We start from the raw sequence: 16,106 nt of genomic DNA on the forward strand, positions 1-16,106 counted from the left end.
AGCTCGGCCCGCGCGACCCGCACCCGGAGGCGCGCTTCCGTCGCGACCCGCTGCGCGGCCTGCAGGTCGAGGCGCGCGGCGTCATAGCCCAGCCGGCGTCCCCCGGCGGCCCCGCGGCGTGCACCGAGCACGCTCACCGCCCCCGCCCCGGCGACGACCGGTGCGGTCCACCAGAACTCCGCGGCGAAGGCCCAGAACGGATCCACGCCTCGAGCCTACAGATCCGCGATCCGCGCACGGCGCCCACGGATCCGGCCGCCCCGAGCTCTCCGCTCGGGAACGCGGCGTTCACAACTCCGCAGGGCATTTGCATTTCCACAGGTCAGATCCTCCGGATCCATCCTGCAGAGTTGCGGGCGTCCTGCAAAACGTGCGGCGGATCTCGCTCCGTCTGCCGAGTGGGAGCTCATCCTCCACAACTGCGTGCGGACGCGATCTCCACCCCGGTTCCGCAGAGCGGCTCTCCCGCACTGAAGCCGCATTGCAGGCTGTCGGCATGGACCTGCTCACCTGGCTCTCTCATCGTGATGGCATCGGGCACCGTGACGATGCCGCGGCCGCGGGATTCGCCCCTCCCCGCGTGCGAGCCGCCATCCGCGCGGGCGGAGTGCAGCGCATCCGCGCCCGGTGGATCGCCATCCCCTCGGCTCCGGCGGATCTGGTGCGAGCGGCCGCGGCCGGAGGCGCGGTCACGTGCGTGTCCCTTGCACGACGACGGGGATGGTGGGTGCCGCCCGACACCGAGGAGATGCTGCATCTGCACCTTCCCGCACATGAATCGATCCGGGATGTCGGGTTGCGGGCCCACTGGACGAAGCCACTCGGCCCCCGCCGGCCTCGATCATTGGAAGCGTCCTTCGAAGACGCACTCGCCCACGCCGCGGAGTGCTTCGACCTCGACCACGCGACGGCCATCTGGGAGTCGGTGATCCGCAGGGAGGCCATGACGCTGGAATCGCTGAGACAGGTGGGCTGGCGCAGCTCAGCCGCGCGTCGCGTCCTCGAGCACGTTCGCGGGGACACAGGGTCTTCGCTCGAGACGATCTTCCACGTGCGGCTGAGCGGTTGGGGCGTACGCCTGCGCTTCCAAGTACACCTCGCCGGCCACGATGTGGACTTCGTCATCGGGACGCACCTCGTGGTCCAGGTCGATGGCTGGGCGTACCACTCGTCATCGGCGGACCGCACACGCGACATCGCGCACGACGCCGAGCTGCGCCTGCGCGGCTACACCGTGCTCCGCTTCTCCTACGCGCAGATCTTGTACGACTGGCACAACGTCGAGCGGATCCTCATTGCAGCGATCGCCCGCGGCGCGCATCTCGCCCCGTTCCACGCGTGAATCGAATTGCTCCGACCATGCACTCCGATCAGCAGACAACGAAGAAGGACGACTGCGTCTCTGCAGGAGAATCCATCCGGATCCGTCCTGCAGAGACGCAGACGTCCTGCAGAGTCGCGGCGCTCGAGCGACTACACCAGCGTCTGCTGCCACGCGGCATGCAACTGCGCGAACTTGCCCGTGCCGGCGATGAGGACATCCGGGGCGTCGTCCTCGATGATCCGGCCGTGCTCCATGACCAGCACTCGATCGGCGATCGCGACCGTCGACAGGCGGTGCGCGATGATGATCGCGGTGCGGTCGGCGAGCAGCGTCTGCAGCGCGTCCTGGATCAGCCGCTCCGACGGGATGTCCAGCGAGGCGGTCGCCTCGTCGAGGATCAGCACGGCTGGATCGGCGAGGAAGGCCCGCGCGAACGAGATGAGCTGACGCTGCCCCGCCGAGACGCGGCCGCCGCGCTTGTTCACGTCGGTCTCGTACCCGTCGGGAAGCGAGTCGATGAACGCATCGGCGCCCACGGCCCGCGCGGCGGCCCGGATCTCCTCCATCGTCGCGTCGGGCTTGCCGAGCGCGATGTTGTCGGCGACCGTGCCGCTGAACAGGTAGGCCTCCTGCGTGACCATGACGATCGCCCGACGCAGGTCCTTCGGATGCAGATCACGCAGATCCACACCGTCGAGGGTCACCGCGCCCGCGGTCGGGTCGTAGAAGCGCGACACGAGCTTCGCCAGGGTCGACTTTCCCGCACCGGTCGTGCCGACCAGCGCGATCGTCTGCCCCGCCGGGATGTCCAGGGAGAAGTCGGGCAGGATCACCCGGTCCTGGGCGTAGCCGAACTCGACGTCGTCGAAGCGCACGTGCCCCTTCGACTCCCAGAGGTCGACGGCCTTGACCGGGTCCGGAACGGTCGGCACCTCGTCGAGCACTCCCGACACCTTCTCCAGCGCCGCCGTGGCGGACTGGAAGGAGTTCAGGAACATCGCGATCTCCTGCATGGGCGCGAAGAAGTTGCGCACGTACAGCACCGCAGCCAGCAGGATGCCGACCTGGATCTCGCCGCTCGCCATCCGCGCGCCGCCCCACACCACGACCACGCCGAGGGTGAGCGCCGCGACCGCCATGAGTCCCGGCTCGAACGTGCCGAACAGCAGCATCGAACGGCGGTTCACATCGCGGTAGTCGCCGGCGACCTCCTGGAACGACACGTCGTTGCGGGGCTCCTTGCGGAACGCCTTCACGGCGCGGATGCCGGTCATCGTCTCCACGAACTGCACGATGACCTTCGCGCTAATCACGCGCGACTCGCGGTACACGAGCTGCGAGCGCTGGTAGAACCAGCGCATCAGGTACACCAGCGGGATGCCGGCGAGCACCAGCACCACGCCCGACTCCCAGTCCACGAGGACGAGCGCGATGAACGTGAACAGGCCGTAGAGCAGCCCGGACACGAGCTGGTTCAGACCGCCGTCGAGCAGCTCCCGGATGGAGTCCAGGTCGCTCGTCTGACGCGAGATGATCCGGCCCGAGGTGTAGCTCTCGTGGAACTCGAGGCTCAGCCGCTGSGTGTGCAGGAACATGCGCTTGCGCAGATCGAGCAGYACCGCCTGCGTGATRCGGGCGGTGAGCACCGCGTACCAGCCGATCAGSGCGGATCCGAGTGCGCCGATCACGAGGAAGGCGATGCCGACCACGATGGTCGGCACCCAGTCCGCGTGCTTCAGCACCGCCGGCAGCGCCGTGTTGAGCCCGTACGCGATCAGCGCGGGGCCCGCGACCTGGGCAGCCGTCGAGACCACCAGCACCAGCGCGGTGAGCGTGATCTGCACCTTCAGCGGCGCGATCAGGGATCCGAACAGCCGCAGCGAGCGGCGGCGGATCGCGCGGCTCTCCTCGTGCGTGAGGTCGGAGCGGTCCTCGTCCTGAGTTCCGATGACGCTCATGCCTGCACCTCCTCGTTCTGGGCGTGGGTATCGGGGGCGATCTCGTCGAGCGCCTCGGCGGCGGGCGCAACCCCCGGGACCGCCTCCCGGATCACGGGGATCGCCCCCGTGCGCGCGGCCTCCTCGGCCTCGAGGCTCGAGATCACATGCCGGTAATGCGCGCTCGTGCGCAGCAGCTCCGAGTGCGCGCCCACGGCCGTCACCCTGCCGTTCTGCAGCAGCGCGACGCGATCGGCGAGGGCGACGGTCGAGGGGCGGTGCGCGACGATGAGCGCCGTCGTCTCGGCGAGCACGTGGCGCAGCGCCTCCTCGACGAGCGCCTCGGTGTCGACGTCGAGCGCGGAGAGCGGATCGTCCAGCACGAGCACCTTGGGCTTGGCCGCGACGGCACGGGCGAGTGCGAGGCGCTGACGCTGTCCGCCGGACAGGCTCAGCCCCTCCTCGCCGATCATCGTCTCGACGCCCTCGGGGAGCGTGTCGACGAAGGCGGCCTGCGCCACATCGAGCGCTTCCCGGAGCACGCGCTCGGCCTCAGGGCTGTGGATGTCGAGGTCCGCCCGGCCGAGCAGCACGTTCTCGCGCACGGTGGCCGAGAACAGCGTCGCGTCCTCGAACGCCATCGCGATGTGCGTGCGCAGCTCGGCCAGCGTCAGGTCGCGCACGTCCACGCCGTCGAGCGTCACCCGCCCGCCCGTCACGTCGTACAGACGCGTCGGGAGGGTCGTGAGCGTCGTCTTGCCGGATCCGGTGATGCCGACCAGGGCCATCGTCTCGCCCGGGCGCAGCACCAGGTCGATGCCGTCGAGCAGGTCGCGTTCGTGCGGGCGGGCGTCCTGGTAGCGGAAGCGGGCGCCCTCGAACGCGAGCTCGCCCCGGGGCTCGGCGATGCTCACCGGGCTCTCCGGATCCGTGATCGTGTTCTGCTCGTCGTAGATCTCGAACACGCGATCGGTGGCCGTGCGCGCGTCGAGCATGAACGAGAACAGGAAGCCGATCGACTCGATCGGCCAGCGCAGCACGGTCGCCATCGCGAAGTAGGCGAACAGCTCCGGCGCGTTCAGGGCGCCCTGGGCGATCAGCCAGATGCCGGCCACGAGGTTGAGCGCGAACGCGATCTCGGGCATCAGCACGAGCCAGAACCAGATCCAGCCCACGGAACGGGCCTTGCTCAGCTCGGTCTCGCGGAGCGACTCGGCCTGGCGCGCGAACTTGACGAGCGCGTGCTTGCCGCGTCCGAAAGCCTTCAGCACGCGGATGCCGTGCACGCTCTCCTCGACGCTCGTGGCGAGATCGCCGGCCTGGTCCTGGCTGCGCCGCGTGAGCACGCCGTAGCGCTTCTCGAACAGGAAGCCCGAGATCCACAGCGGCACGGCAGTGATCAGGAAGATCGTGCCGAGCAGCCAGTGCCAGCGGAACAGCAGCGCCGCGCCGATCACGATGGTGAGCAGGTTGACGACGAGCAGCACCAGACCGAAGGCGAGCCAGCGGCGGATCAGGCCGATGTCCTGCATCATGCGGCTGAGCAGCTGGCCCGACTGCCAGCGGTCGTGGAACGCGACCGGCAGGCGCTGCAGGTTCGAGTACAGCTGCGTGCGCATGCGGTACTCCACCTGCGTCGCGGGGTTCAGCACGAACTGGCGACGCAGCCACACCATGATCGCCTCGCCGATGGCGAGCACCGTGACGGCGACCGCACCCCAGATGATGGCGCCGATCTCGCCGGTGGCGATGGGGCCTTCGAGCACGACCTGCAGCAGCAGCGGCACGCACAGCGCGATCACGGCGGCGGCCAGAGCGGACGCACCGCCCCCGACGAGGCGCCAGGCGACGGGCTTCACGAAGGGCGCCAGGCGCGCGAGCGCACGGGGCGTGGAGAGTGTGGAGGCGGATGAGGACGACGTGGATTCTTCAGACATGATTCTCAGCAGTTACGTGACAGGAGGGACGACAGGGGACGAGAAAGGGCGGATGCGAGACATCCGTGCGATGAGCGGCTGGTGGGCCGGAGAGGTCGGAGCGCTTCAGCGGCTCTGAGCCGCGAGGCGTCCGGGAAGACGCAGAGGTTCCGCGGTGAGCGGATCGTTCCGAGTCAGTCCTCGGCCGGGGCGAGGGGCGAACCGGCGACAGCGCTGATCGACGATGCAGTGGTGATCGTGGGCATTGTGTCCTCCTCGGTTCGACGGCCGCCGGTCGGTTGACGCGACAGCCGTCCAGCCTATGTTTGTGAACCGCCTKAACGCAAGCGTTTTCCCGAAACCGATCTCACCGTCGCCGTGGACCCATCCCGGGCCGTCGCCCTCGCACGGCTCTCCGGTACTGAGGGCAGCATCCGGCGTGCTGCATCCATTCCCGATCCGCCGGATCCGGTTCTGCGGGACCTGCTGCAACGGCCCGATCGGTGCGCCGGTACGCCGGACGACCGGGGAGCGATCGTCGGATCGGATCAACCGGGGCATCGGGTTTCGGGCGAGCGGACAGTCGGGCGGGCGGCGGGCCTCAGCAGGATGGGAGCACGATCCGATTCCGAAGGAGCCGCCATGCCGGAAACCGTCGAGACGATGGTCGCGGAGATCCTGCGCCTCGTCCGCTGCGAGTCGCCGTCCGACGACCTCGCCGCCGTCGCCCGCAGCGCCGACGCCGTGGCCGAACTGGGTACGACCCGCCTCGGTACGGCGCCGGAGCGCATCATGATCGACGGCCGTGCCCACCTGCGCTGGCGCTTCCCCGGCGAGCCGAGGATCCTCGTGCTCGGCCACCACGACACCGTCTGGCCCGTCGGCTCCCTGGACGAGTTTCCGGCCGAGGCCGACGAGGAGACGCTGGCGGGACCCGGATCCTTCGACATGAAGGCGGGGCTCGTGATCGCGTTCCACGCACTCGGCCGGCTGGGCGACCTGGCCGGGATCACCCTGCTGGTGACGGGGGACGAGGAACCGGGATCGGCGACGTCCCGGGCGCTCATCGAGGAGGAGGCGCGCGCCTCGACCGCGGCCCTCGTGCTCGAGGCCGCCGGCCCCGGAGGTGCGCTCAAGATCGCGCGCAAAGGGGTCTCCCGCTACGAGGTCACCGTGCAGGGACGAGCCTCGCACGCCGGACTCGATCCCGAGCTCGGCGTGAACGCGACGCTTGAGCTCGCGCATCAGGTGCAGACGGTGGCCCTGCTCGGCGATCGCGACGCCGGGACCACCGTCACCCCGACGCGGACGAGTTCCGGCACGACGACGAACACGGTGCCGGCCCAGGCGTCGTTCTCCGTGGACGTCCGCGCGCTCTCGGCCGATGAGCAGGGGCGCGTGCACGCCGGGATGCTCGCCCTCGCTCCCCGGATCGAGGGCGCCCGCGTCGTGGTCGATGGCGGAATCAACCGCTCCCCCCTCGCCGCGGAATCCTCCGCCGAGCTGTTCCGTCAGGCGCAGCGTGTCGCAGACCGACTCGCCCTGCCGCCGCTCGTCGGGATCAGCGTCGGCGGGGCGTCGGACGGGAACTTCACCGCGGGCGTGGGCACGCCGACGCTCGATGGCCTCGGCGCGGTCGGCGCCGGTGCGCACGCCGCTCACGAGCACGTGCTGATCGCCGAGCTGGAGCCCCGCGTCCGGCTGCTGGCGGGGCTCATCGACGACATCCGCATGACTCCGCCGGGCCGGCCCGTCCCCGCCGCGTCTGCGGCGGCCCCGATCGTCGCTCGCGCCCGATGAACGACGCCATCGCCGTCGCCACCGCCGCACGGGACACCCTCACGGAGAGCGCCGACCGCGCTGCCACGGCCGCCGAAGCCTCGGCCGACGCGAGGATCCGGATGCTCGACGACGTCCGCGACCTCGCGTCCGTGCGCGCCCTGTACGAGGGCATCTGGCGCACGGGCGCGACCAACCCTCCGGTCACCGCGGACCTGCTGCGCGCCCTCGTGCAGGCCGGCAACTACGTCTCCGGCGCATTCGACGACCACAGTGACGGACCGGAGCTCGTCGGCGCCTGCTTCGGCTTCTTCGGCCCGCCCGGCGCGCGCACCCTGCACAGCCATATCGCCGGCACGCTCCCGCATGTGCGGGGACGGCATCTCGGTTTCGCCCTGAAGCTGCACCAGCGCGCCTGGGCCCTGCATCGCGACGTCGACACGATCACTTGGACCTACGATCCCCTCATCCGCCGCAACGCGCATTTCAACCTCGGCAAGCTCGCCGCGTCAGTCGGCACCTATCTGCCGCGCCTCTACGGCGCCCTGGACGACAGCATCAACCGCGACGACGAGACCGATCGGATCCTGGTGCGCTGGGAACTGCGCTCCCCACAGGTCGTCGCTGCGGCGGAGCACCGCCCGCTCCTGGTCGATGCCGCCGCGGCCCGCGCTGCCGGCGCCGTCGTCGCGGTGCAGCCGGATCACGCGAACGCCCCTCGCCTCGGCGCACTCGGGGCCGACACGGTGCTGGTCGGCATCCCAGCCGACATCGAGGGCATGCGGGAGACGGATCCGCGGTGCGCCGCCGACTGGCGCCTCGCGGTGCGCGACGTCATGGGCGCGCTGCTCGCGGACGGGGCCACCGTGCGCGGCTTCGACCGGGCCGGCTGGTACATCATCGACAGACAGGAGAGGTCATGAAGCTCGACGGCGTGGAGATCCGGACGGTTCGGATGCCGCTGGTATCGCCGTTCCGCACCTCGTTCGGCACCGAGACCGTACGCGAAGCGGTGCTCGTGCGAGCAGTCGGCACGGACGCCGAGGGCTGGGGCGAGTGCGGCGCGAGCGCGCTGCCGCTGTACAGCTCGGAGTACACGCAGGCGGCCGCCGCGGTGCTGTCCGACGTGCTCGTACCTGCATTCGACGGGCACGGCGACGTGGATCCGCATCGCGTCGCCGGGCTCCTGTCGCCTTTCAAGGGCCACCGTCAGGCCAAGGCCGCACTCGAGACGGCGATTCTGGACGCCGACCTCCGGGCGCGCGACGTGCCCCTCGCCTATCACCTCGGCGCGGTGAAGGACCGGGTCGCGTGCGGCGTCTCCGTGGGCATCACTCCGACCATCCCCGCGCTCCTGGACGCCGTCGAGGGGTACCTCGCCGACGGGTACGTGCGGATCAAACTCAAGATCGAGCACGGCTGGGATCTGGAACCCGTGCGCGCCGTGCGTGAGCGCTTCGGCGACATCCTGCTGCAGGTCGACGCGAACGCCGCCTATGGCCGGGCCGACCTGGAGCACCTCGCGAACCTGGACGCGTTCGACCTGTCGCTGCTCGAGCAACCTCTCGCCGCCGACGACCTCGCAGGGCACGCGATGCTCGCCCAGCGGATCAGCACGCCGATCTGCCTGGACGAGTCGATCCTGTCCGCCGCCCACGCCGCGCAGGCGATCGAGCTCGGCGCCTGCCGCATCGTGAACATCAAGCCCGGTCGCGTGGGCGGGTACCTGGAGTCCCGCCGGATCCACGACCTGTGCGCCGCGCACGGCATGCCGGTGTGGTGCGGCGGAATGCTCGAGACCGGGATCGGCCGCGCCGCCAACCTCGCGCTCGCCGCCCTTCCCGGCTTCACGCTGCCGGGCGACACCTCTGCCTCCGAGCGCTACTACGCCACGGATCTGACGCCGCCGTTCCGGCTCGAGGACGGACACATGACCGTGCCCACGGGACCCGGCATCGGCGTCACGCCCGACGCCGCCGTGCTCGACGAGGTGACCGTCTCCCGCGCATGGATCCCGCTCGCATCATGACCGGCGGAGCGGACGTCGGCACCCGTGCGGGAGCGAACGGAGGCCGGCGCCGGGCCCGTCGGGACCCCCGTCGGCGCATGCTAGCGTCGCGAAGGTGCCGTCGATGAACCACCGCCCGCAGGTCACCCTGGTGCGCGTGCTCGAGGCGCTCGACACCACCCTGCTCACCGTCGTCTGCGGAATGGCCTCCCCGGAGCGCACGATCGAGGCGATCGTGATCCACGATCCCCGTGACGAGCCCGACGCCCCGCGCAACTCGCTCGTAATGGGCGTCGGTATGGAAGACCCGGCGCTCGTGCGGCATCTGCTCCCGCTGCTCGCGCAGGCCGGGGTCACCGCCCTCGTGGTGCGCGCGCCGTTCACCGCCGATGACGCGCTGCGCGCCGAGGCGGAGGCCACGGGCGTCGTGGTGCTGGCATTGAATACCGGTACCACGTGGGCGCACCTGGCCGGCATGCTCCGCTCCCTGATGACGCCGGGTGATCCGGACGAGGCGCGGCCGGTCACGTTCGGGGGAATCCTCGCGGGTGATCTGTTCGCCGTGGCGGATGCGATCGCCGCACTCCTGGAATCGCCGGTCACGATCGAGGACCGCAACGCGCAGCTGCTGGCCTTCTCGAACGGCCCGGAGCAGCAGCGCGCTCCGGGCATCCGTGCACGTCCGCTGCCGCCGCAGGACGTGCGGGCGCTGGAGGAGAGCGGAGCTCTCGCGCAGATCGCCCGGAGCGAATGGCCCGTCGAGGTCGCCACGGGTTCTGCCGGTGACGAGATGCGCACCGCGATCGCGGTGCGTGCAGGGGATGAGGTGCTCGGCACGATCTGGACGGCGGGCTCGCTCACCGCCGAGCGGAGCGCGTCGCTGCACGACGCCGCGAAGCTCGTCGCCATGCACATGGTGTGGCAGCGCACGGACGCGGATGTGGAGCGCCGGCTGCGCGCTGAGCTCCTGCGCACCGCGCTCGGCGGCGGTCCCTCCGCGGGCGAGGCCGTGCACAATCTCGGTCTGCGCGAGGAACCCTGCGTCGTGCTCGCGTTGACCCTGCACGATCCTGCCGCCGAGCAGCTCCCGCACGCACGTCTCGCCGCGGAGCGCAAGCGCGTGGCGGACGCGTTCGCGGTGCACCTGTCGTTCGCGCACCCGCGCTCGGTTTCGGGGCTCGTCGGCGATGTCGCCTACGGCGTGCTGCCACTCGCGTCCGCGGCGGACACAGACGACGAGGGCGACAGCGCGGTGCGCGTGGCGACGGAGTTCCTCGGCCGGATGCGCTCCGCGCTGCGGCCGCTCATCGGCGTCGGGATCGTGGTCGCCGAGACGGCCCTCCTCCCCCGTTCGCGTGCGAGCGCGGATCGCGCGCTGCGTGTGCTGCGTGCCGGGATCGTGGACCGGCAGGTGGCCCGCCTCGACGAGGTGCACGCCGAGGCCCTGTTGCTGGAGCTGGCCGGTCCGGCGCGGGACATCCCCTCCGGACCGCTCGCACGCCTGCTCGCCTACGACGAGACGCACGGCAGCAGCCTCACCGAGACGCTCGCGGCCTGGCTCGACGCGTTCGGAGACGTCGGAGTCGCCGCCGCCGCGAGCTTCGTCCACCCCAACACCTTCCGCTACCGCCTGCGACGCGTGGCGGAGGTCGGCCGGATCGACCTCGACGACCCGAACGCCCGTTTCGGCGCGATGATGCAGCTGCGGCTGCGGGCCATCAACCCCGAACGCTGACCCGCACCGCGGGTCAGCGTTCGTCTCGGTCGATCCCGCTCACGGACGCGGATCCGGCCGAGAGGGGTCCGGCAGGACGAGCGCGCCGAGAAGGCATGCGAGCCACGCCGCGTCCTGCGCGACGATCACATCGTGACCCGTGCCGGATCCGTGCCCGGCGTTCTCGTACACGTGCAGCAGGATGGGCGCCGATCCGCGCTGGGCCGCCTGCATGCGCGCCACGAACTTGCGCGCCTGCCACGGCGGGCAGCGCGGATCGTTGGCGCCCGCCTCGACATAGAGCAGCGGATACTCCGCCGGACGCACCCGCTCGTACGGGGACAGGGCGATCATGCGGGCCACGTCGGCCGGGTCGTCGGGGTCACCCCACGCCTTGCGGATCACGAACTCCAGGTACGGGTTGCGGAAGCCGCCGACCAGGTCGAGCAGCGGTGCGCGCGGCAGCACCGCGCACCACAGGTCGGGGCGCGCGGTGATCGCGTTGCCGCACATGAGCCCGCCGTCGGAGCCGCCGGAGAGCGCGAGCCGGCCGGGCGCGGCGATGCCCTCGGCGAGCACGTGCTCGGCGACCGCGAGCAGGTCGCCGTCCCGCGTGCCGCGTCGTTCGCGATCCGCGGCCCGGAACCAGGCACTGCCGAACTCCCCGCCCCCGCGCAGATAGGCCTGCACGACCGTGCCGCCGCACGCCAGGACCGCGGCGAGATCCGGCTGATACTGCGGAAGCGTGGGGATGCCCGCCGCACCGTACGCGGAGATCAGCACGGGAGCCGGACCCCCGCCGCCCCTCGGACGCACGACGTGGTACGGGATGGCGGTGCCGTCGGCCGCGGTCGCCGCGTGCATCTGCACGGTCCCATCGATCACGATCCGGGGCTCCTGCAGCACCACGAGCGAGCGCTCGGGATGATGCCGGTACACACCCCAGGAGGAGGTGAGCGTCGAGAACGCGAAGAGGAAGGAGCCGTCCCGGCTCTCGGTGGCGAGCCCCGTGAGCGGGAAGAACGGGGCGGCGAGCGCACCCTCTCCCGGCAGCGGCACGACGCCCCGTTCGACGCCGTCCGCATCGAGGATCCGCACCCGCGCTGCGGTGCGGTGGAACTCGCTGAGGTACAGCGCATCGCCCACGGGCAGAACCGAACGCAGCACTGCGTCGCTTTCCGGCACCAGCTCGGTCCAGCCGGAGGCGTCCGTCGGATCCGCAGCATCCAGCGGGATCGCGACCAGCCGGCGCCGCGGCGCGTCCAGATCCGTCACTGCCACGTACCGGTCCCCCACGATGTGCCCCACGACCGTCTCCGCTCCCGGCTCGAGGAAGGGACGCCAGGGAGCATCGGGGTCGGCGAGGTCGCGCACCGCGACGGGGAACGGAGTGCCGACCCGGTGGCTCGCGATCGCCCAGCGTCCGTCCGACGAGTACTGGATCCGGGTGTACTCCCGGGAGCCCTCCGGCACTGGCACGTCCTCGATCGCGGACGGGCCATGCGCACCGAGCGTCCGTCGGTACACGACCTGGCGGAAGTCGTGCGCGGTGCCGCCGAGACCGAGGAAGGCGAAGCCCGTGCTGTCGGGGAACCAGGAGATCCCGCCGCCCCAAGAGCTGTGCAGCAGTTCCGGCGGCGCGTCGTCGCGCAGCATGCCCGTGCGCACGTCGATCAGTTCGACCCGGTTGTGCTCGCTGCCGTCGGTGCAGACGCCGAGCGCGAGCACCGTGCCGTCGGGCGACGGGTCGAACCAGCTCAGCACCGCGGTGCTCTCCGGTCCGTCGAAACGGGTGAGGTCCACGAGGGATCGACCGGGGCCGTAGGGTTCGTCAGCCACCAGCACCTGACTCCCCTCGGTGCGGAACCAGCGCTCGCCACCGCTGCGGGGAAGCTCCGGCCGGGCGCCCGTGTGGCTGCGCTCGATCACGGCGCGAACGGCTTCGGGGTCTCGGCCGGCCCAGATGGTCTCCTCGGCGTGGGCAGCCTGCGCGCGCTGCCAGTCGGCGACCTCGCCCGGCACCGAGGCGTCGGCCTCGAGCCAGCGGTAGGGATCCGGCACCGCGATGCCGGCGACGAGCTCGACGGTGTCGTCTGTGCGGGTGGTCGGGGCGGCACTCATTCGAGACCCTCCAGCCTGTCGTACGACGCGACGGACCGCGCGCCATCGCCCGGATCCGACGGGGCAGCGTCGATTCCGCCAGAGCCCTGGTGCCCGATGCCGAACTCGACCCGCAGCCGGTCGAGATGGCCAGGCACGAGCTCGACCCGGTGCCGGTGCGCGATCGCGTCGAATGCGACCGCCGCGTCGGCCAGCGGATCGAGTCCGACGCCGGCGTGCGTGCCCTCGACACTCGACCACAGGTGCGAGGGCGCGGTGCGCAGGTCGACGAGCACGTCGCCGAGCGGATCCAGCGCGTGCTCGAGGGAACTCGGTGCGGGATCGCGCTCGGCGAGCGTCGTCTCCCAGTCGAAGGGGCGCGCAGAGCGCTCCGCGAACGACACGACGGGACCATGCCCGTACGTCATGGCGATCACCCGCAGCGCGTCGCCGAACCTCTCCTGAAGAAGCGTGCCCAGGGCGGGCCTGCCGTGCAGCGGCTCGCGGCGCACGTGCGCGTTGTGCGCCAGGACGAGGATCCGCTCCTCCCGCTCGGCGATCCAACCGACGGTGTCGGCCATGAGCTGCTCTCGGGGGTACGCGCCGGGCTCGCCATCCCAGGAGAGCTCCGCGACGAAGGCGTCGAGCGTGGCCATGCTGCGTCGAGCGACATCATCGCCGTCCCGCCCGACCCTCGCGCGCAGACCGGCGATGCCGTCGAGGATCCGGCGCCGCGCCGCGCCGTCCAGGCAGTCCCAGGCGATCGCGGCCTCGGTGCGCGCGCCGAGATCGGTGCTCCGGAGAAGCTCATCGTCGCCTGCGCGCGCGGGGATCCGTGCGAGGCACACCCGCACGGCGGGCCCCGGCGAGGTCGCGGATCCGGGCAGATCCATGCCCCAGAAGTGCAGGGGCGCCCGCTCCGTTCCAGCGACGTCTCGCACCGCAGCGGGATCCGGACCCCGGCGGCGGACGTTCTCGGCGCGCATCCAGGTCAGTTGGCGCCGTGCGGCATCGGACTCGCCGAAACCGTAGGTGATGCCGGCGCGGGCGATCTCCGCGACCTCGCCCGGGCCGCCCTGTACCCAGGCGTCCACGGCCAGCCCCTCCGCGAAGCCCGACTCCCGCACGAACGCCGTGAAGCCGAGCKCGGTCGCGAGCGTRCGGAACARCCCGTCASCSAGCCKGGCGAAGTCCTCGACCCCGTGCGCGCCCTCGCCGAGCAGCACGATGCGCGCGTCTCCCACCAGATCACGCACCAGCGCAGCGTCCCAGGGCTCTCCGGGTTCCGCCAGCGGGCGGGCGTATGTCCGGTCGATCTCACGCATCGGGGATGATCCTCTCACCACGACGGGGACCGGCCGCATCCGGCCGGCCCCGTGCACGGATCCGCTATTTCTGCTTCTCGGTGAAGTACCACTGCTCCGGGGAGTAGATGAACTTCAGCAGGCCCTCGAAGGTGTCMGGYGGMCCGGMGAGSGTGCTCTTCCAGACGATGAGGTTGTCTGGGGTGGGCAGGAAGAGCACCGGCAGGTCCTTGGACAGCAGGGTCGTCTCTGCGCTCAGCGCCTTCGGATCCGATCCGAACACGCTCGCCTCGATCGCCTTGTCGGCCTCCGCGTTGCTGTAGCTACCGAGGTTGAAACTGCCGTCGGTGTTGAACGCGCCGTTCGCGGTCGGGTAGGAGGTCATGACCAGCGGGCCGCTGTCCTGCATGGCCCACTCGTTCGTGTTCGCCGGTGCGCCCGGGTTCGAGTAGTTCTCGTACATGTAGTTCAGCGACTTCGAGACGACCTTCACATCGATCCCGACCTTCTTCGCCTCAGAGGAGAACGCGAGGTCGCGGGCCCCGACGTAGCTCGGAGAACTCGCGGAGGCCAGGGTGAACGAGATCTTCTGCCCCTTCTCGATGCCCTCACCGCACTGGTCTGATCCGGTGCCCGCCCGCTCGCAGGTCGTGCCCGCCGTGTCCACCTTCCAGCCGTGATCGGTGAGCAGCTTCTCGGCCGTCTTCGGGTCGAAGGGATAGGGGGCCTTGTCGCCGAAGTCGGGCGGGAACGCCGAACCGAGGCCGACCGTGGCGTAGTTCTCGCTCGCGGCGCCGTTGTAGACGCCGCGGCTCTTGATGTAGCCGGGCTGATCGATCAGATGCTGCAGCACCTGACGCACATAGGGCTGCGCGATGATCTTGTCGAATCCGTCAGTGGTGTCGGTGAAGTTGATCACGAGCGGATCCGATCGGGCCGGCGCGGGAGCCGCGTAGACGTTGTAGCCCTTCTTGCGCAGATCCTCGATCTTCGAGGAGTAGCTGGAGTCAAGACGCCCGACCGTGATGGTGCCCGCCTGGTACTGGTTGTAGATCGCCGCGGCCGAGGTGAAGGCTTTGAAGTCCACCTGCTCGAGCGTGTGTTTCCCCGGGCCCGTGTAGGCCTTGTTGGGCGTGAGTGAGAACGATCCGGTGGTCGGTTCGAAGCTCTTCAGCGCGTAGGGTCCGTTCACGACCTGCCACAGCGGATTGGTGGCGAACGTGGACTGGTCGGAGGACTGCCCGGTGAGGAACGTGTAGATCGCGCTCGCGTTCGCCGGATCCGTGTAGTCGAGCACGGGGCCTCCCGTCGCGGCGACGCTCCAGTCCGCGGACGGCATGACGACGAGCTGCTGCAGGAGCGATTCCAGGTACGCGGGGTTGTACGCCTTCTCGAGCGTGAGGACGACGGTGTCGGATCCCTCCGCGGACGCGGTCACCCCGTCGGGGAACTGCCCCGGCGTGTAGAACGCCCAGTTGGCCGCGCTCTGGGCGACGGCGGCCTTGAGGATGTCGAGYGAGAAGACGACGTCGCCGGCGGTGACGGGCTTGCCGTTGGACCAGCTGTTCTTCTTCATGGCGATCGTGACGGTACGGCCGTCGTCGCTGTACATGGCAGCCTCGGCGAGGCTCGTGCCCGCATTGCTCTTGCCGCCGGCATCGGCTCGATACAGCGTGCGCCACATCAGGTCGTTCCCGATCACAGCGCCGTTCGCCTCGGCCGGCGGGTACGGGAAGATGTAGTTCGGGGCGAGGCCGGGCGTCATCGCGATCGTGATGACGCCGCCGTCGACGGCCTTGCCGTTCGCGGCCGGAATGGTGCGGTACTGCGACGGGTCGACCTTGGTGGCGCCGGCGGTGCAGCCGGTGGTGATCAGGGCGGCCGCGATCGTGAGCGCGATCAGGAGGCGCCGTCGCCTCCGGGGAACCTGCGGGTTCATGCTGTGCTCCTCAAGAGTTCGTCGAGTAAGAGTTCGTCGAGCGGGTTCGTCGGGTTCTTGGGTTCCGGGCGATCCCGCCGAGTCC

10 protein-coding genes and 1 pseudogene are annotated in these 16,106 nt (G+C 70.6%); 5 read left to right on the forward strand and 6 right to left on the reverse strand.

Translation table 11 applies throughout. The features are described from left to right. Positions 1–206 (reverse strand): annotated as a pseudogene (locus AC1DMN_RS03995) (hypothetical protein); the annotation flags it as partial. A 290-nt stretch (positions 207–496) separates the two neighbouring features. Between AC1DMN_RS03995 and AC1DMN_RS04000 the strand changes: the two are divergent. Then, complete coding sequence (locus tag AC1DMN_RS04000; protein ID WP_477230984.1) at positions 497–1,342, forward strand: endonuclease domain-containing protein; 846 nt, start codon at positions 497–499, stop codon at positions 1,340–1,342. 131 nt (positions 1,343–1,473) lie between these two features. Here the strand turns inward: AC1DMN_RS04000 and AC1DMN_RS04005 are convergent, their stop codons facing one another. After that, positions 1,474–3,282 carry an ABC transporter ATP-binding protein gene (locus AC1DMN_RS04005; protein ID WP_477230985.1) on the reverse strand — a complete coding sequence of 603 codons (1,809 nt, stop codon included), beginning with the start codon at positions 3,280–3,282 and terminating at the stop codon, positions 1,474–1,476. Then, positions 3,279–5,198 (reverse strand): ABC transporter ATP-binding protein, encoded by a 1,920-nt coding sequence (locus AC1DMN_RS04010; RefSeq protein WP_477230986.1) that lies wholly within the window; start codon positions 5,196–5,198, stop codon positions 3,279–3,281. Before AC1DMN_RS04010 ends, AC1DMN_RS04005 begins: the two co-directional genes overlap by 4 nt. A 621-nt stretch (positions 5,199–5,819) precedes the next feature. Between AC1DMN_RS04010 and AC1DMN_RS04015 the strand changes: the two genes are divergently transcribed. The 4 genes from AC1DMN_RS04015 to AC1DMN_RS04030 all read left to right on the forward strand — a co-directional run bounded on the left by AC1DMN_RS04015 (position 5,820) and on the right by AC1DMN_RS04030 (position 10,699). Next, positions 5,820–6,977, forward strand: a complete 1,158-nt coding sequence (locus AC1DMN_RS04015; RefSeq protein WP_477230987.1) for a M20/M25/M40 family metallo-hydrolase — start codon at positions 5,820–5,822, stop codon at positions 6,975–6,977. After that, entirely contained in the window at positions 6,974–7,879 is a 906-nt protein-coding gene (locus AC1DMN_RS04020; RefSeq protein ID WP_477230988.1) for a GNAT family N-acetyltransferase, read from the forward strand. Before AC1DMN_RS04015 ends, AC1DMN_RS04020 begins: the two co-directional genes overlap by 4 nt. Next, positions 7,876–8,985, forward strand: a complete 1,110-nt coding sequence (gene menC, locus AC1DMN_RS04025; protein ID WP_477230989.1) for an o-succinylbenzoate synthase — start codon at positions 7,876–7,878, stop codon at positions 8,983–8,985. The genes AC1DMN_RS04020 and menC overlap by 4 nt, the downstream gene beginning before the upstream one ends. A gap of 103 nt (positions 8,986–9,088) precedes the next feature. Continuing rightward, positions 9,089–10,699 carry a PucR family transcriptional regulator gene (locus tag AC1DMN_RS04030; protein WP_477230990.1) on the forward strand — a complete coding sequence of 537 codons (1,611 nt, stop codon included), beginning with the start codon at positions 9,089–9,091 and terminating at the stop codon, positions 10,697–10,699. A gap of 39 nt (positions 10,700–10,738) precedes the next feature. Here AC1DMN_RS04030 and AC1DMN_RS04035 read toward each other — a convergent pair whose 3' ends face one another. From AC1DMN_RS04035 to AC1DMN_RS04045, 3 genes are all read right to left on the reverse strand, one after another. After that, positions 10,739–12,799 carry a prolyl oligopeptidase family serine peptidase gene (locus AC1DMN_RS04035; RefSeq protein WP_477230991.1) on the reverse strand — a complete coding sequence of 687 codons (2,061 nt, stop codon included), beginning with the start codon at positions 12,797–12,799 and terminating at the stop codon, positions 10,739–10,741. After that, entirely contained in the window at positions 12,796–14,103 is a 1,308-nt protein-coding gene (locus AC1DMN_RS04040; protein ID WP_477383892.1) for an erythromycin esterase family protein, read from the reverse strand. The genes AC1DMN_RS04035 and AC1DMN_RS04040 overlap by 4 nt, the downstream gene beginning before the upstream one ends. A 64-nt stretch (positions 14,104–14,167) precedes the next feature. After that, entirely contained in the window at positions 14,168–16,021 is a 1,854-nt protein-coding gene (locus AC1DMN_RS04045; protein ID WP_477383894.1) for an ABC transporter substrate-binding protein, read from the reverse strand. Between the last annotated feature and the right edge of the window lie 85 nt (positions 16,022–16,106).

It is taken from the genome of Microbacterium sp. 01T413_2, assembly GCF_056398985.1.